Source organism: Stenotrophomonas terrae (assembly GCF_001431465.1).
Taxonomy (GTDB): domain Bacteria; phylum Pseudomonadota; class Gammaproteobacteria; order Xanthomonadales; family Xanthomonadaceae; genus Stenotrophomonas; species Stenotrophomonas terrae.
On record NZ_LDJJ01000021.1, the window covers coordinates 17,565 to 35,244 of the forward strand.

Here is a 17,680-nt window from a genome sequence, read left to right on the forward strand (position 1 = left end):
CCACAGTGTTGGCCGCGATATGCACCTTACGGCCCTTCCATCACCGCCACGATGCGCGCACGCGAGGTCTCGGCGATACGCCGGCGACCCTCCAGATCCTGGACGGCCAGCGGCTCCAGGAAATGCACCTCGCCCCGCCGTGCCGGCTCACCGAGCAGGCGCAGGAAATTGCCGAAGAAGCTTTCGCCCGGCGCGAACGCCACCGTGGTCTGCGCATCACCGCGCTCGCCATAGCGCAGCGCGATTGGTTGCACCGGCACACCGGCCTCCACCGCTGCCTGGAAGATGCGCGCATGGAACGGCCCAACTTCATGGCCGCCACGGGTGCGCCCTTCCGGGAACACCGCCACCGGCCGCTGCTCCTGCAGGCGCTTGACCATCTCTTCCATCACCCCACCCAGCGACTCGGTGTTGCCGCGCTGGTGGAAGATGGTGTGGCCGCGGCTGGCTACCCAGCCAACCACCGGCCAACCAGCGATCTCGCGCTTGGCCACGAAGCCGACCATTTTCTGGCTGTGGATCACGCAGATATCGATCCAGCCCACATGGTTGGCCACGAACAGCACCGCACCCGGCAGGGGCTGGCCGAAGCGCTGCAGGCGGAAGCCGAATATCCACATCAAACCACCCGACCACCAGCGCACGACCCGCTCTTCCAGCGGGTTGTCGGCGGGGCCCATACGCCCCCACGGCTGCGTCATCAGCAGCAGGATCAGCGGCAGAAACAGGACAATGTGAACCAGCAGCAGCGGGGCGCGGTACAGGTAACGGAACACGCGGGCCACACCGCCCTGGGGGGCGGGACGGGGGGAAGTCATCCGCGCACGATACCGGATGCGGTCCAGCTTCCGCCAGCGTGGCCGCCACCCCGGCCAGCATTCCCCCGCGCACCGAAAAGGTGCGCCGTGCCACACTATCGGCAGGAAGTACCGGCAGGCCTGTCGATTCAGGGTATGCCGGCAGCTTTCCCGGCATGAAGTGTGTACAACAACACTATCGTTCAGGGGAGCGGCATGATGGACCGGCAGCTGCTGTCATCGACAGAGGACATGCTGCAGTTGTTTTCTGCGGCATTGGAGCAGATCGGCAACGGCGTCATTCTGTTCGATGACGCCAACACCATCCTGTACGTCAACCATGCCATGGAGCACATCTCCGGCTGGTCACGTGCCGAGCTGCAGGGCAAGAACCTGGGCACGCTGGCGCCGGCCAGCATGCGCGAGCGCTACAACACCCGCCTGTATCCGGGCTCCAGCAACCGCGTGCAGGAGCTGGCCGCCGACCCACATGACATCCAGCTGATCCGCAAGGACGACGTTCCCTGCTGGATCAGCGTCACCTTGTCGCAGATCGCCGACAATGGCCGCAGCATCCACCTGGCGCTGGTCAACGATGTCACCGCCAGGCGGCTGGCGCAGGCGCGCGAACGCTTGTTGTCGCTGGGCTTCGATGAGACCCAGAGCGCGGTGCTGATCACCGATGCCGAAGGCCGCATCGTGCATTTGAACAAGGGCTTCCGGCGCCTGTTCGGCTTTCTCGACAGCGAGGCGATGGGCCAGTACGTGCCGACGCTGCTGGCCCCGGACAGCTATTCACCCGAGCAGATTGCCGCCTATGTCGCGCGCCTGGTCGCCGGCCAGCCGATCCGCGCCGACGAACGGCTGTACCGCAAGAACGGTCAGCCGCTGTGGTGCTCGGTCAGCACCAATCCCATCTTCGACGACTACGGCACCCTGGTGAACCTGGTCATCGTGCTGATGGACATCACCCGCACCAAGGTGCACGAAGTCCTGCAGCACAAGATGCTCGATGCGATGGTGCGCGAAGTGCCCACCGCCGAGGTGATGCAGATGATGTGCCTGGAGGTGGAGAAGATCGCCCCGCAGGTGCTGTGCTCGGTGCTGCGGGTCGAAGATGGGCGGCTGCGCCACCTGGCCGCGCCCAGCCTGCCCGACACATACATCCGGCTGGTGGATGGCGTGCCGGTGGCACCAAAAACCGGCAGCTGCGGCACCGCCGCGCACAGCGGCGAGCCGGTGCTCAGCCGTGACATCGCCACCGACCCCAACTGGGAAGGCATCAGCCACCTGGCCCTGCAGCATGGGCTGGCGGCCTGCTGGTCGACGCCGATCAAGGCCAATGACGGCCGTGTGCTGGGCACCTTCGCCTTCTATTACCGGCAGCCCTACGACCCGGACGCCTTCCACCACCGCCTGGTCGAGGTGATCGTGCATCTGTGCGCGCTGGCGCTGGAGCGCGAGGAAGCACGCAACCGGATCCGTCGGCTGGCGTTCTACGACGACCTCACCGGCCTGCCCAACCGCAGCCTGCTGCATGCCCAGGCCGACCAGGCGATCACCGCCGCCAGCCATCAAGGGCAGACATTGGCGGTGATGTTCATCGATCTTGATCGCTTCAAGCAGATCAACGATTCCTTCGGCCACCCCGGCGGCGATGAGCTGCTGCGCACTGTGGCGCGGCGCCTGCAGGAAGAAACCGGGCCGATGGATATCGTCGGCCGGCTCTCCGGCGACGAATTCGTGGTGATCCTCAACCGCTGCGATGTGCCCGCCGCCAGCGAACGCAGCGAGCGCATCCTGCGCACGCTGGGGCTGCCCTTGCCGCTGGGCGACATGGAGATCCGCCCTTCGGCCAGCATCGGCATCAGCATCTTTCCGCACGACGGCGGCGAGATGGACTCGCTGCTGCACCATGCCGACGTCGCCATGTACCAGGCCAAGCACAACGGCCGCAACCGCGTGCGCTTCTACAGCAGCGAGATGGACGAATGCGCGCAGGAGCGCATGGCGCTGGAAGCCGCGCTGCGCGAGGCCCTGGAGCTGGGCCAGCTGCAGTTGTATTACCAGCCGCAGATCGATATCCACAGCGGCGCCCTGCACAGCGTGGAGGCGCTGGCGCGTTGGCAGCATCCGCGCCTTGGCAGCGTGCCGCCGATACGTTTCATTCCCCTGGCTGAAGAAGCCGGGCTGATCGGTGACCTCGGCCAATGGGCGCTGCGCGAAGCCTGCCGGCAGTTGGCACGCTGGCGCCGCGATGGCCTGGAGGTGCCCTCGGTGTCGGTGAACCTGTCGCCGACCAATTTCCACAGCGCCGCATTGCCGGACTGCATCAGCCAGATCCTGCAGCAGGAAGCGCTATGCGCCAGCGACCTGATCCTGGAGATCACCGAGGACATACTGCTCGACGGCGACCCCATCACCCTGCAGACCCTGCACCAGGTACACGCGCTGGGCGTGCGGCTGTCGATGGACGATTTCGGCACCGGCTATTCCAGCCTCAGCTATCTGCGCCAGCTGCCGATCAGTGAACTCAAGCTGGACCGCAGCTTCGTGCGCGGCATCGAGGGCGACAAGGTCGCCAGCGCACTGACCCAGGCCATCGCCCATATCGGCCAGAGCCTGCAATTGAAGGTGGTGGCCGAAGGCGTCGAGAGCCTGGAACAGCTACGCCTGCTGGACGCACAGGGTTACCAGATCGCGCAGGGGTTTCATTTCACCCCGGCCTTGCCGGCGCCGGCGCTGGCGCAGTGGGTACGCGAGCATCTGCCGGTCGCGGTGCCGGTTTAGCTTGCTGGAGCAAGCGCAGGAGCAAGTGCCAACCCCTCCCCAACCCTCCCCTTGCCTGCGGCAAAGGGAGGGAGCGAAGCAGGAGCAAAGCACGCGTAGAGGCAGGAGGCCGCGCCGTTGCCCCTCCCTTTGCCGAAGGCAAGGGGAGGGTTGGGGAGGGGTGCTTTCAGCTTTCAGCTCCCAGCTCCCAGCTCCAGCCTCCAACCCTGGTTGCTGGCTGCTGCCCTCCAGGTTCCTAGCCCTTGGCCACAACCGCCAAAGTCAGTCGCGAAATGCACACCGGCTTGCCGGCCTCGTCCTCGATGCGGATTTCCCACACCTGGGTGGTGCGGCCCACATGCAGCGCGCGGGCGGTGCCGGTCACCATGCCACTGCGTGCGGCGCGCAGATGGTTGGCATTGATCTCCAGCCCGACGCAGACCTGCTCGGCAGGGTCCACGCACAGGTTGCCGGCGCTGCTGCCCAGCGTCTCGGCCAACACCACCGAGGCGCCGCCGTGCAGCAGGCCGTAGGGCTGCTTGGTGCGTGCGTCCACCGGCATCGTTGCCTGCAGCCAGTCATCGCCGGCCGCAGTGAAGACGATGCCCAGATGGTCGATCAGCGTGTCGCGGCTCATGGCGTTGACCAGTTGCAGGTCAACCGGCGCGCGGAATACTTGGCTCATTGCAGTTTCCTGTTGGGGGGAACAAAGACGCTTACAGGATCGGTACCAGGCCGGCACCGAAGGCGGTCAGCATGCGCACCAGCACCCACTTCGGGCCGACATCCACTTCCGGGAAGTCGCCGACCGCGGTGTAGCAGGTGTGGAAACGTGGGTCCTGCCGGCGCAGCGGTTGCGGGCATTCCGGGCCCGGCACGAAGGCGTAATCGGTGGCGTAGCGCCACGGCCAGAAATCCAGCACCGGCAGCGCTTCGGAAGCCTTGCCGATGCTGTAGTTCAGTCCTGCCAGCACCGGCGGTTTCTCACGCGGCGCCACTACCCAGGAGTTGTCCGGGTGCACGTCACGCAGGATGCTCTGCGCCAGCTGCTCGGCAAACACCGGGTCGTCGATGATCACCGCGCCTTCGGTGTTGTAGTTCTCGCTGCGCGGGTCGAAGTTGTGGGTGCCGATCACGCCGATGCGGCGGTCCACCACCAGCGACTTGGCATGCAGGCCCATGCGCGCACCGCGGCGGGTCACCGGCAGCGGCTTGCTGACCGCGCGCGTGCCAAGGAACGAAGGCCGGGTTTCGGTACGCAGCACATCGCGTTCTACCTCACTGCCATCGGCGCTGAGCCGGCGCCCGGAGCCGCTGCCGCGCACATTGCTGCCGGCCGCGCTGCCACCAATCAGCCGATTACGTGACGTCGGCTGCGGCCGCAGCGATGGCTCGCCATCCAAGGGTGCGGGCAGCAACTGCGCATAGTTGATCGGGGCATCCAGCGGGAACGGCTTGTATTCGTAGATGTTGAAGCCCAGCTCGCGCAGGTTGCGGCGTTTGTACTTGTAGGACAGCGCATAGACGATGGGGTTGTCGGTCGCCGCCAGGCTGTTGGTCGAAACCACCACCCGTGGCGGTGTCTCACGCTGGCGCAGGCCCTTGAACAAGGCCTGTGCAGGCTTGGACAGCACCAGATACGGGGTCTGCAGTATCACTTCGGTCTGCGCCTGCGAAATCAGGGCGTCCAGCCGTGGCTCGGTCAGATGCTGGCCATTGAGCGGCTGCGCCTCGCGCTCGCGACGATGCTTGCGTGGCAGGTCGGCCACATAGCTGACCGAGCGCACTGGCAACGCGGTATCGACGAAGGCTTCTTCAATGAACTGCGGGTCGGAGGCTTCCGCATCCACCCGTTCAATCCGTTCCGGGCGCCGGAACGCAGCCTGCGGCATGGCCGGCACACCTTCGTTCAACAGGGTCTTGCCGACATCGTTGAGGCGTTCGGCCGGCACGCTGCGGCGTGCATCCCAGAACGCCTGGAAGTTGGCCGCCATCTCACGCGCTTCCGGTCCAGCCACCACCACGTCACGATCGCGGAAGTTGTATTCCTTGTCCCAGTCGTAATAGTCGTCCTGGTAGTTGCGGCCGCCGACCACGCCGATCACATCGTCGATCACCAGCAGCTTGTTGTGCATGCGCTGATTGAAGCGACGGAAGCAGCACAGCACGCTGCCGACATAGTCGAAGTAGTTGAGCTTGGCCTTGCCGAAGGTCGGGTTGTAGACACGCAGCTCGAAGTTGGCGTGGGCGCCGGACAGGGCGCTGAGCATCTGCACGTCGGAGATCGCCGAGAGCTGGTCGATCAACACCCGTACCTTGACCCCGCGCCGGGCCGCAGCCAGCAGTTCATCGATCACCATCCGCGCACTGTCATCGGTGTCGAAGATATAGGTCTGCAGGTCCACGCTGCGGGTGGCGCTGCGGATCAGGTTGAGCCGGGCCACCAAGGACAGCTCACCCTCGTCGACGATGGTGGCGTAATGCCGCGGCAGCTGCGCGGTGGACTCGGCGATGGCCTTGCCACCGAGCGCGCGCAGCGGCGAATCGAGCGCGCAGCGATCGGGCTGGTCGCAATCGACCACGGCCGAGCGCGCTGCTATCGCGATGCCCTGGGCACGCTCGCGCTGCTGATTGGACAGCGAGGCACAACCGCTGGCCAGCAAGGCCGCCAGCATCAAGAGAAGACGGATAACAGGTTTCACGTTTTGGGGGCGCCAACCAGGCGTGTACGCAGTACGAATATCACTCGATCACTCAAAGCCATCTGCCAGCTGTCCATGCCATAACGGCCGCGCAGGATGACGCCGCGGCTGACGAGGTCGCAATCATAGCCGGGCCGGGCGCATTCAGGCTTTGCCAGGCGCATCACCTCGGGCCGGCTGATGCCGCGGATCGACAGGCGCCCCTGCACGTCACCGCCGGTTTCGGTCAACCGCGGGTCATAAGGATCGGAGTCGAACTCCACCACCGGGTAGCGGGCTGCGTCAAAAAAGTCCTCGCCGCGGATCCAGCCGGTGTAGCGCGGCCGGTCCGGGATCTCCACGTACTCGCTGTACATGCGCAGCCGCACCTGGTGGCGGCCGTCGGGCAACACCGTGATCCAGCCTTCGAAGCGCGGAAAGACACCCTCCACCTTCTGCCCGAAGCGGGTACGTATTTCAAAACCAAAACGGGAGTGCGCCGTGTCGAAATGCAATGGCTCGGCCGCAAGGGCCGAGCCAGCGAGCATCAACAGAATCAGCAGCAGCCCGGACCGCGCCGCCGCCATGGACTCAAGGCCACCAGAATGCGGTCAACTTGGCGATGCCCGGTTCGATCGCCGCCTCCATCGGCAGCGACAACACCGCCACCGATGCCGGCGGCATGCCGCGGTAGTCGCCGGTCTGGCCGCTGTGCATCAGCGCCACCAGTTGTTCCAGGCCCGGGTTATGGCCCACCACCAGCACGCGTTCCACCTCGCTATGTTCGTCCAGCAGGGCCGCCAGGGTGCCCGGCGCGGCGTCGTAAATGCGCTCTTCCAGGCGCTGTTCAACGTAGCCGGTACGCTCCAGCACCGCCTCCAGGGTTTCCCGGGAGCGCCGCGCCGGCGAGCACAGCACCCGGTCCGGCACCAGTTTGTGTTCCTGTAACCAACGCCCGGCAGCCTCGGCTTCGGCCAGGCCATGCGGTGAGAGGGGCCGGTCGATATCGGCTTGGCCATCGGCCGCCGGTTCGGCATGGGCATGTCGCAGCAGGATCAATTCACGCATGGTCGGGTAGTACTCCTGTCAGACCTTGTTCAACCACTTGAGCAGCGGCTCCCAGTCTTGCTGGTGCTCGCGTACCTGTGCAGAGTGATAGTCGAACAGGCTGCGCCCGAGCCCGACCATCACCACATAACTCTGGCTGTCGCGCAGCTGCGCGACCACCTCATACGGCCATTCGGCCAGCATCTGCCTGGCCTGTTGCGAGGTTTGTGTCCACGGCTTGGTGCGGTTGAGCACCAGCCCTACCGGCACCGCCCGCGAATGGATGCGCTTGATCTTGGCCAGGCTGTTGAGAAAGCCGACGATGGCTTCGATATCCAGCGCCGAGGGCAATACCGGCACCACCACCGCATCGGCGATATCGATGAAGCGCTCCAGGTCCTCGCCATAGGCACCGGCCGGGGCATCGATGATGACCTGCTCGGCGCCGTCGGGGATGAGCTTCTCCCAGTTCTTCTTGCGATGCACATCCACCGGCAGCACCGCGCTCTCCAGGCTGGAGCGGCGCTGCGCCCAGCGGGTACTGGAACCCTGCGGGTCGGCATCGGCGATCACCGTTGCCTTGCCGGACAAGGCCGAATGTGCGGCCAGATGGGTGGCGATGGTGGTCTTGCCGACGCCACCTTTGGAGCCGGCTACCAGGATCGTCTTCATGCACGCCTCGTTTTCGCGGGACTTGCCCGCAGCGTACACCGGCCCGCGTTACCAAAGGTAGTCACCCGGTGAGGAAGCCGCCCCGACACGGCCCCGGGCTTGCTATCGTGTCGCCCCCGGCATTGGAACCACCATGAGCGAGCTGCAGGACCTGACCGCACTGATCCGCGCCAATACCCCGCTGATCGTCATCGAAACCCAGGACGAGACCCGCATCGTGGGCCTGTTCCGCGAGGCGTTGATGCATGTGTGGCGCTCCCTGTACCGCTGGTCGATCACCGAGGGCCTGCGCCGCATCGACATGGACCGCGAGGACGAGGCGGTGGGCCCGCCCGATGCCAGCGCGGCGCTGCGGATGATCCAGGAGGCCGACCAGCGCGGCATCTACCTGCTGCTCGATTTCCACCCCTACCTGGGCTACGCCAGCCACCAGCGGCTGCTGCGCGACATCATCCAGCGCCGCCACAGCCAGCCCCACGTGGTGGTGCTGGTGGGCACCAAGGTCGAGCTGCCGGCCGAACTGGAAGCCCTGGCGACCCGCTTCAACCCACGCCTGCCCGATGCCAACGCGCTGCTGAAGATGCTGCGCGAAGAGGCCACCAGCTACGCCCAGGAGAACGGCGGGCGGCGGGTGGAGGTGGACCAGGAGGCCGTGCAGCAGATCCTGCGCAACCTGCGCGGGCTGAGCATGACCGACGCCCGCCGCATCGCCCGCCAGCTTATCTATGCCGACGGCGCCCTGCAGGCCGACGACCTGCCGCAGCTGGCCAAGCTCAAGTTCGAGCTGCTCAACCGCAGCGGCCACCTGCATTACGAATACGACTCGGCCCGTTTCAACGACGTGGCCGGCGCGCGCCGGCTCAAGCGCTGGATCGAGCAGCGCCGCGCGGTGTTTGTCTCCGGCAACGCCCCGCCCGGGTTGGACCCGCCCAAGGGCATGCTGCTGCTGGGCGTGCAGGGCTGCGGCAAATCCATGCTGGCCAAGGCCACCGCCGCCGGCTTCGGCGTGCCACTGCTGCGGCTGGATTTCGGCACCCTCTACAACAAGTACCACGGCGAGACCGAGAAGAACCTGCGCGACGCGCTGGCCTCGGCCGAGCAGCTGGCACCCTGCGTGCTGTGGATAGACGAGGTCGAGAAAGGCCTGGCCAGCGGCGGCGAGGACGGTGGCGTGTCGCGCCGCGTACTCGGTTACCTGCTGACCTGGATGGCCGAGCGCAAGGCGCCGGTGTTCATCGTCGCCACCGCCAACCAGGTACAGGAGCTGCCGGCCGAACTGCTGCGCAAGGGCCGCTTCGACGAGATCTTCTTCGTCGACCTGCCCTCGCCCGACACCCGTGTCGAACTGCTGCACCTGCACCTGGCACGCCGCCAGCTGCAGCCGGATCTGTTCGCGCTGCCGGCACTGGCCGCGGCCAGCGATGGCTTCTCCGGCGCCGAGATCGAACAGGCCGTGGTCGCCGGGCTATACGCCGCCCACGCCGAGCAGAAGCCGCTGGATACCGATCTGCTGATGACCGAGATCCGCAACACCCGGCCATTGTCGGTATTGATGGCCGAGCAGGTGCAGTCGCTACGCCATTGGGCACGCGAGCGCACCGTACCGGCGGATTGAAGCTGGGTCAAAGAGCGTCAGCATCCGCCCCTTGCGCCACGCGAACGAGAGAAACCAAACGGTAGTGCCGAGCCATGCTCGGCAGCGGCCTTGCCCGCAATGCCCGCGGCTACACCAACGGCAAGCAGACCCACACTTTGTGGGAGCGGCGTAAGCCGCGAAGCACACACTGCATCGGATGGCACAACTGCCAACGCTTTCAACAACATCAGCTTCGCGGCTTACGCCGCTCCCGCAAGCAAAAGCGTAGCCCGGGTAAGCGCAGCGCACCCGGGAGCACATTGCGCGCCCTGATGGCCGATAGCTCCAAACCCGAAACCATTGATACCCGAGCGCCTGCCGCACTGCTGCACAACCCACTTCCCGGGTGCGCTGCGCTTACCCGGGCTACATCGCCGGCGTGCGAACCCGCTGTTTGTAGGAGCGGCGTAAGCCGCGAAGCTCGCACTGCATCAGATGGCACAGCTGCCAAGGCTTTCAACAAGGTCAGCTTCGCGGCTTACGCCGCTCCTACACACAGAAGCGTGGCCCCGGGTGACGGGGCCACGCGTACTTTGCGCTTGATGTCAGCGGCTTGGCGGCACTGGCGGCACTACCCACCCTGCTGGCGGCAGCAAGGGCTCGCCGCGGTGTTGCAGCAATCTGCGCATTGCCGGGATCTCGCCCTCCTCACCAAACCAGCGCATATATACCTGCGGTTCCACAGTCGATGCTTTCTGCGCGGGATCATTGTTGTTCAAGAGCTCGGCGCTACGAAAGAACAACCAATCCAACTGCCGAAGATACTCAGCTGAATTACGAGCGCTTTCAGATTGCGCCTCGATCCCTGCCAGCCGTTGCGCACCGGCCTTGGCGATGATCATCGTGTCGCTGTCAGCCATTCGCTGCAGCAGGTTGCGGCATTGCTGACGCGGAAGGATGTCGGATCCATCGGCTGGACAGAGCGTCAATGCGGCTTTCAACTCCGGCTGCCACATGGCCAGCGCGATGCTGAAAAGCGTCACCACCCGCTCGTGTTCTGCATACAAGCCATTGTTGGCCTGTTCCCATTGCAGCGCCCGCTGTGGCTGGACCACAGGCCAGGCCATCCCGCTGGTGGCGGCATCCAGCAGCCGAATTATCAAAGGAAGCTGATCGCCATAACGTCGCGCATCCAAGGCATGTTGCTTGGCCTTGTCGGCGCCGTCCTGATCTCCACGCGTCTGCGCCCAACGCATCAACAACAACTGCGCATCGGCACCCTCTTCGTTCTGCAGCGTCGCTACCGCCTTCTCCACCGCACAATCGCCACCATCAAGGCATCGACGCACTGCGGTGGCCGCTATCAAGGGTTCATCGCTACCCTTGGCGATGGCTTCCAGCAGCCAGCGTTCCGCTTCTGGCGCCGGCTTCAGCTGGCCGGCCTGCAGGTCGAGCGAAAGCGGAGCCAATCCTGCAGCGGCGTACAGATTCAGCGCTTCGCCTGTGGCTGCAAGCTTGCGCGCCTGTTCCATCCGCGCCTGATTCTGTGCCTGCACCTGGACCAGCAGCTCTTCGGGAGCCGCGCCATCCTGGTCTTCCACAGCGGCCTTTGCGCCTGCACTTGAAGCGATCGCGCATAGCAGCAGTGCCCACATTCCCTGTCTACGCATGCCTGTCTCCCTCAAGAGCATCGAGTTTCGCTGTGCGGCTCAAGCCACCCGATCCAATACCCAGACCCAGGCCGGTAGCGTGACCAGCGACAACACAATGCCATAACCCACCATCGCCGCTGCCAGCCGCGGGGCCAGGCGATGCGAAATGGCCAGGGCGGCGGCGGTGATCATCGTCGGCATCGCGGTTTCCAGTACGTTGACCCGCAGCATCTCGCCCTGCAGGCCGAACGCCCATGACAAGGGCAATGCCGCCGCCGGCAGCACGATCAACTTGAGCAGCAGGCCGATGCCCAGCGGTGCCAGCTCAGCGCGCGACAGCCGCAGCTGGATGGTCAGCCCCACTGCCAGCATCACCAGCGGCAGCATGGCGTCGGATACGTTCTTCAGCGCGCCGGCAATCCAGCTGGGCGGGGTTGCCGGCATCACCAGCAAGGCGAAGATCAGTGCCCATAGTGGTGGGAAGCGCGCAATGCGCAGCAGGATCTGGCCAGTGCTGGGCGGCGTATCGCCGCTGTAGCGCGCAAGCACATACAGGCCGAACGTGGACAGCATCACGAAGGTACCGAACTGGTCGTAGACCACCGCATACGGCAGGGCATGGTCACCCAGCAGCGCGCGCACCATCGGGTAGCCGATGAAGCTGGAATTGCACAGCGCCACGCACAGCAGCAGCACCGCGTGCACCTGCCGTTCGAAACCAAAGACCCGCGTGGCCAGGCTCACCAATGCCAGCGTCAACAGCATCAGCAGCCACGGCGTGAGCATGATGCCCAGCAGTGAGATATCCAGCTGCAGGCGCGGCACATAGGTCAGCACCGCTGCCGGCAGGCAGATGTACAACACCACCTTGTTGAGCACGTCGGCCGCGTTGTCCGGGAATACCCGAAAACGTGCGAACACCATGCCCAAGGCGAGCATGGCCAGGATCAGTGCGAATGCGTCGAATGCCATGGTGCAAGCTTGCGCCGCGCTGCCCCGCAGGGGGAATCAGCGCCGGCTCAAAACCTCCTGTCGCCGTACCCGCACGCTGCGGGTGCGGAATTGCAGCCCCGGCCTTACGGCCATGCCGGCGGATTGGCCGCCCATGCCTGCTGTACCTGGGCCAGCTGCGTGCGTTCGGCATCGGTCCACAGTGGCAACAGCTGCGGATACGCCGTTGTTGCAGTCCACTGCCCCGGCTCGGTACGCACGGCGGCTGCATACCAGGCTACAGCTTCGTCCTTGCGATCCAGGTTCCACAGTGCCAACGCCAAGGTTGGCGGCAACCATGACGGATTGCCGCGGGTAGCCTCAGCCACCTTGGTCCAGTGATTCAAGGCGTCCTGGGCATCGCCGCGGCGATACAGGTCCCAGCCGTGGTTCCAGCGCAGGCCACGGGCCTGTGCGGAATTGTCCGCTACCGAGGCCAAGGCCTCCTGGTACAGCTTGGCACCGAGCTCATCGCGACCATCACGGTAGGCGATGCTGGCCAACTGGGCCGTGGCTTCCACGCCCTTGCGGCCACGCTCGCGCAGCTTCATCAGCTGATCCACCGCATCCGCCTGTTCAGGCGGTACCGCGTGGATGGGCTTGGCCGCCACATCCTCGTCGAAATAGAACTCGTTGATCTTCGGCAGGCTCTGCGCCTGCACATTCGAAACAAGCAGACCCGCCAGCACCAACGCGCCAGCGACCATGCGCTTTGTAACCCCCATGACTGCAACCCCCATCAAACAGTTATCCCCCACCCGGCCCCGATCCTAACCGCTCCCGGCGCTACGCGCGACATGGTTACAGGGTGATGAAAGCCCCGCTGCTACAATCCGCGGCTGCCACCGGCCCCGCCGGCTGGCATTTGCCAGCCGTTTCCGCAATGGGCCAGCCATGACCAGTACTGCCGAACTTACCTCGCCTGCTTCCGCCAACGACCCGCTGATCGGCGTGCGTGATTCCGATTACACACTGGAGCACAAGTACACGCGTACCGATGGCCGCATCTACCTGAGCGGTGTACAGGCGCTGGTACGCCTGCCCTTGATGCAGCAGCAGCGCGATGCCGCCGCCGGCCTGAATACCGGCGGCTTCATCAGCGGCTACCGTGGCTCGCCGCTGGGCGGCTTCGACCTGGAGCTGTGGCGCGCGCGCAAGCACCTGGAAGCGGCCAAGGTGAAGTTCATCCCCGGCCTCAACGAAGACCTGGGCGCCACCATGGTCTGGGGCACGCAGCAGACCAACCTGTTCCCCGGTGCCAACGTTGATGGCGTGTATGGCATGTGGTACGGCAAGGGCCCGGGCGTGGACCGCTGCGGTGACGTGTTCAAGCACGCCAACGCCGCCGGCACCTCGAAGCACGGTGGCGTGCTGGCACTGGCCGCCGACGACCATGCCTGCCGCAGCTCCACCCTGCCCCACGGCAGCGAAGAGGAGTTTGTCAGCGCGATGATGCCGGTGCTGAACCCGGCCGGCGTGCAGGACATCCTCGACATGGGCCTGGTCGGCTGGGCGATGAGCCGCTACACCGGCCGCTGGATCGGCTTCAAGACCATTGCCGAGACGGTGGAATCGTCGGCGTCGGTGGACGTCAACCCGTTCGCCCGCCAGATCATCCTGCCGGAAGATTTCGAGATGCCGGCCGCCGGCCTCAACATCCGCTGGCCGGACCCGCCGCTGGAACAGGAAATGCGCCTGCACCGTTATGCGGTGAAGGCCGCGCAGGCCTTTGCCCGCGCCAACGGCATCGACAAGGTGGTGATGGATTCGCCGCGCGCGCGGCTGGGCATCGTCACCACCGGCAAGAGCTACCTGGACGTGCTGCAGGCGCTGGAATACCTGGGCCTGGACGAAAAGGCCTGCGCCGAGATCGGCATCCGCATCTACAAGGTGGGCATGACCTGGCCGCTGGAACCGCAGGGCATCGGTGAATTTTCCCGCGGGCTGGAAGACATCGTGGTGGTGGAGGAGAAGAAGGCCTTCATCGAGCGGCAGATGAAGGAATACTTCTACAACTGGCCGGCCAACTGGGGCCCGCGCCCGTCGATCGTCGGCAAGTACGACGAACAGGGCGAGTGGATCCTGCCGTCCACCGGCGAGCTGACCCCGGCCACGATTGCCGGCGTGATCGGCCGCCGCATCCAGCGTTTCTTCAACACCGAGTCGATTGAAGAACGCCTGCGCTGGATGGACGTCAAGGAAGCCGAGATGGCCTTGCCGCGCGCGCAGTTCCCGCGCGTGCCGCATTACTGCTCCGGCTGCCCGCACAACACCTCCACCAAGGTGCCGGAAGGCTCGCGTGCGCTGGCTGGCATCGGCTGCCACTACATGGTGACGTGGATGGACCGCGACACCGACACCTTCACCCACATGGGTGGCGAAGGCGTCACCTGGGCCGGGCAAGCTGCGTTCACCGACACCGAACACGTGTTCCAGAACCTCGGCGACGGCACCTATTTCCACAGCGGCTCGCTGGCGATCCGCCAGGCCATCGCCGCTGCCGTCAATATCACCTACAAGATCCTCTACAACGATGCGGTGGCGATGACCGGCGGTCAGCCGGTGGACGGCACCCTGACCGTGCCGCAGATCGCCCACCAGATGCGTTCGGAGGGCGTGTACACCATCGTGCTGCTGTCCGACGACATCCAGAAGTGGAAGTCGCGCCGCCACGAGTTCCCGAGTGATGTGGAGTTCCACGACCGCGCCGAACTCGACAGCGTGCAGCAGCACCTGCGCACGGTGAAGGGCACCAGCATCCTGATCTACGAACAGACCTGCGCCACCGAGAAGCGCCGCCGCCGCAAGCGCGGCAAGATCGTCGACCCGGCCAAGCGCACCATGATCAACTCGCTGGTCTGCGAAGGCTGCGGCGATTGCGGTGAGAAGAGCTTCTGCGTCTCCGTGCTACCGAAGGAAACCGAGTTCGGGCGCAAGCGCGACATCGACCAGTCCAACTGCAACAAGGATTTCTCCTGCACCACCGGCTTCTGCCCGAGCTTCGTCACCGTGCACGGCGGCCAGCTGCGCAAGGGCAGCAAGAGCAGTGCCGCCAGCCTGCTCGACAACCTGCCGGCGCCCACCTTCCGCACCGATTTCTCGCAGCCCTGGAACATCCTGATCACCGGCGTCGGCGGCACCGGCGTAGTCACCATCGGCGCCTTGCTCGGCATGGCCGGCCACCTTGAAGGCAAGGGCGCCAGCGTGCTCGACCAGACCGGTCTGGCGCAGAAGGGCGGCGCGGTCACCACCCATATCCGCCTGGCCAACAGCCCGGCCGACATCCACGCCGTACGCATCGCCGCCGGCGAAGCCGACCTGGTGCTGGGCTGCGACATGGTGGTGGTCAACGACTACTGGGCGCTGTCCAAGGTGCGCGGCGAGCGCTCGCAGGTGGTGTTGAACACCTACGAAGCGATGCCCGGCACCTTCACCACCCACCCGGACATGCAGTTCCCGGCCGCCGACATCATTGCCGGCGTGAAGCTGGCACTGGGCGGGCGCGACCCGATCCTGCTCGACGCCACCCAGCTGGCCACGGCGCTGCTCGGTGACGCCATTGCGTCCAACCTGTTCATCCTCGGCTTCGCCTGGCAGCAGGGCCTGGTGCCGCTGTCGCTTGAATCGCTGATGCGTGCGGTGGAGCTCAACGGCGCCGCCGTGAGCATGAACCAGACCGCGTTCGCCTGGGGCCGCCTGGCCGCGATCGATCCGCAGGCCGTGCAACAGGCCGCCGGCCTGGTCCACAACGCACCGACCGATGCCGAGCGCAAGCCGCACGCACTGCGCGAACTGCCGCCGGGCGAGTGGGAAGGCAGCGAAGCCGGCGCACCATCGGCACCGCGCAACCCCGGCAACGAGCCGGACGTGCGTGGCCTTCCGGCCGCCAGCCGCACCACCGGTGAAGCCGCCTTCGCCTCACTCGACGACGCCCATCTGTCGCGCTCGCTGGACGAACTGATCGCCCGCCGCAGCAGCTTCCTCACCGACTACCAGGACGCCGCCTACGCCAACCGCTACCGCGCCCTGGTGGACGCAGTGCGCAAGGCCGAGCAGCAGGCCATCCCCGGCAGCACCGCATTGAGCGAAGCCACCGCGCGCTACTTCTTCAAGCTGATGGCCTACAAGGACGAATACGAAGTGGCCCGCCTGTACACCAGCGGCGACTTCATCAAGCGCGTGAGCGAGCAGTTCGAAGGCGATTACCAGGTGCGTTTCCACCTGGCCCCGCCGCTGTTCGCCAAGCGCGACGAACAAGGCCAGCTGCAGAAGAAGGAATACGGCCCATGGATGTTCAAGGCCTTCGGCCTGCTAGCCAGGTTCAAGGGCCTGCGCGGCGGCCGCTTCGACGTGTTCGGTTACACCGAGGAACGCCGCGGCGAGCGCCAGCTGATCAGTGACTACGAAAAGACCCTGCAGGAACTGATCAGTGGCCTGGATGCGCATCGTCTGGCACTGGCGGTGGATATCGCCAGCATCCCCGAGCACATCCGCGGCTACGGCCACGTCAAGGAAGCGCACCTGCACGAAGCCAAGGCGCGCGAAGCAAGCTTGCTGGCGACGTGGCGCAACCCGAAGGCGCTGCATATCGTGCAGATGGCCTGAGCAGGCAACGGATACGCTGCCTATGCGCAATGCAACCTAGGGGTTGCATTGCGCGGCTTGAGTTTCAGCGTCAACGTTGAAGTTCAAGGCTGTTACCGACTGAACCTGCTTCAGCGGACCTCGAAATCCATGGATACCAGGGAGGGCCGCACTTGCCCGCCTACCTGTGCCGGCGTCCATTGAACGGAAAGAATCACCTGCTTCTCCTGTTCGGTCAGCCCCATTCGGGAAGGGTAGGAAACGATGGCTTCCTGCGGCCTGCCGGTTTCGTCCAGGACAACCACAACGCAGGTCAGGCTGCTGCCTGAGCGCATCCAGATGCTGCGTGGAAAATGGGGCAGCTTTTCCACCGGCTTCGGTTCCACATCGGCGGTTTCGCCGATCACGTGATCGGGAAGCAGCCTCTGGATTTCTGCCAGAAGGGGCGCTTTCTCACACGAGAGTATGGGGCGGTCACGCGCAATGGCGTTGTTTGCCGTCAATAAAAGTGCTGCAACTACCATGAATTTCAGCATTTGGCGTCGCCATTCGAATGGTTGGATTTGCCGGGTCCGCTATCGGCCATTTCAGCGCCCGCCAATGGCCAAGGGCTGCGTTTCCCTACCCACGATCAATCTTACGAATCCCAAGCTGACCCGACTCCGCTCTCAGCCAAGAGCGAACGGCATCAGCCAGCCAGCATTCTCTCAAAACTTTGTATCGAAGGATCAATATCGTGCCAGGCGCAATCACGGCCGCTGCAGAGCAGCATCTGCGGCGTGAACCGAGTGGGATCGTGGAGACTCGCCGCGTAGATCACGAAAAGATCCGGCATGGCCACGGATGTCAGATAAAACGGGCATCCGCAGGTCGAGCAGAGGCTGTGCGTCTTCTCGTTCCCGCTGTCGCCGG

The 17,680-nt window shown here is 65.2% G+C and carries 14 protein-coding genes and 1 pseudogene; 4 read left to right on the top strand and 11 right to left on the bottom strand.

All coding sequences use genetic code 11. The features are described 5' to 3' along the window. Positions 1–26 precede the first annotated feature (26 nt). Complete coding sequence (locus tag ABB27_RS07350) at positions 27–818, bottom strand: lysophospholipid acyltransferase family protein (protein ID WP_057627877.1); 792 nt, start codon at positions 816–818, stop codon at positions 27–29. Positions 819–1,016: 198 nt separating this feature from the next. On the opposite strand from ABB27_RS07350, the gene ABB27_RS07355 reads away from it, so the two are divergent. Continuing rightward, a complete protein-coding gene (locus tag ABB27_RS07355) occupies positions 1,017–3,587 on the top strand; it encodes an EAL domain-containing protein (protein ID WP_057627939.1) in 2,571 nt (856 codons plus the stop codon). 235 nt (positions 3,588–3,822) lie between these two features. On the opposite strand, the gene ABB27_RS07360 is transcribed toward ABB27_RS07355, so the two are convergent. From ABB27_RS07360 to ABB27_RS07380, 5 genes are read right to left on the bottom strand one after another with little or no spacing between them, the layout of a single operon-like run. Then, a complete protein-coding gene (locus tag ABB27_RS07360) occupies positions 3,823–4,251 on the bottom strand; it encodes a hotdog fold thioesterase (protein WP_057627878.1) in 429 nt (142 codons plus the stop codon). A 31-nt stretch (positions 4,252–4,282) separates the two neighbouring features. After that, positions 4,283–6,241, bottom strand: a complete 1,959-nt coding sequence (locus ABB27_RS07365) for a phospholipase D family protein (protein ID WP_057627880.1) — start codon at positions 6,239–6,241, stop codon at positions 4,283–4,285. 23 nt (positions 6,242–6,264) lie between these two features. Then, complete coding sequence (locus ABB27_RS07370) at positions 6,265–6,834, bottom strand: YceI family protein (RefSeq protein ID WP_057627882.1); 570 nt, start codon at positions 6,832–6,834, stop codon at positions 6,265–6,267. 4 nt (positions 6,835–6,838) lie between these two features. Further along, positions 6,839–7,315 (bottom strand): SixA phosphatase family protein, encoded by a 477-nt coding sequence (locus ABB27_RS07375; RefSeq protein ID WP_057627884.1) that lies wholly within the window; start codon positions 7,313–7,315, stop codon positions 6,839–6,841. An 18-nt stretch (positions 7,316–7,333) separates the two neighbouring features. Then, positions 7,334–7,966: a ParA family protein gene (locus ABB27_RS07380; RefSeq protein ID WP_057627941.1), complete on the bottom strand. Its 633-nt coding sequence runs from the start codon at positions 7,964–7,966 to the stop codon at positions 7,334–7,336. A 133-nt stretch (positions 7,967–8,099) separates the two neighbouring features. On the opposite strand from ABB27_RS07380, the gene ABB27_RS07385 reads away from it, so the two are divergent. Beyond that, on the top strand, positions 8,100–9,581 hold the full coding sequence (locus tag ABB27_RS07385) for an AAA family ATPase (protein WP_057627886.1): 1,482 nt from the start codon (positions 8,100–8,102) through the stop codon (positions 9,579–9,581). A gap of 566 nt (positions 9,582–10,147) precedes the next feature. On the opposite strand, the gene ABB27_RS19655 is transcribed toward ABB27_RS07385, so the two are convergent. Beyond that, positions 10,148–10,738 (bottom strand): hypothetical protein, encoded by a 591-nt coding sequence (locus ABB27_RS19655; protein ID WP_152984483.1) that lies wholly within the window; start codon positions 10,736–10,738, stop codon positions 10,148–10,150. A gap of 3 nt (positions 10,739–10,741) precedes the next feature. Here ABB27_RS19655 and ABB27_RS19660 point away from each other — a divergent pair, with 3 nt between their 5' ends. Next, positions 10,742–11,167, top strand: coding sequence for a hypothetical protein (locus ABB27_RS19660; RefSeq protein ID WP_152984484.1), 426 nt, complete (start codon positions 10,742–10,744; stop codon positions 11,165–11,167). An 84-nt stretch (positions 11,168–11,251) separates the two neighbouring features. Here the strand turns inward: ABB27_RS19660 and ABB27_RS07395 are convergent, their stop codons facing one another. Continuing rightward, a complete protein-coding gene (locus tag ABB27_RS07395; RefSeq protein ID WP_057627889.1) occupies positions 11,252–12,166 on the bottom strand; it encodes an AEC family transporter in 915 nt (304 codons plus the stop codon). A 104-nt stretch (positions 12,167–12,270) separates the two neighbouring features. Continuing rightward, positions 12,271–12,909, bottom strand: a complete 639-nt coding sequence (locus tag ABB27_RS07400; protein ID WP_057627891.1) for a tetratricopeptide repeat protein — start codon at positions 12,907–12,909, stop codon at positions 12,271–12,273. 169 nt (positions 12,910–13,078) lie between these two features. Between ABB27_RS07400 and ABB27_RS07405 the strand changes: the two genes are divergently transcribed. Further along, a complete protein-coding gene (locus tag ABB27_RS07405; RefSeq protein WP_057627893.1) occupies positions 13,079–16,789 on the top strand; it encodes an indolepyruvate ferredoxin oxidoreductase family protein in 3,711 nt (1,236 codons plus the stop codon). Between the two features lie 110 nt (positions 16,790–16,899). Here the strand turns inward: ABB27_RS07405 and ABB27_RS07410 are convergent, their stop codons facing one another. After that, complete coding sequence (locus ABB27_RS07410; protein ID WP_152984485.1) at positions 16,900–17,304, bottom strand: hypothetical protein; 405 nt, start codon at positions 17,302–17,304, stop codon at positions 16,900–16,902. A 152-nt stretch (positions 17,305–17,456) separates the two neighbouring features. Further along, a pseudogene (locus tag ABB27_RS20485) lies at positions 17,457–17,669 on the bottom strand (GFA family protein); the annotation flags it as partial. Positions 17,670–17,680 lie beyond the last annotated feature (11 nt).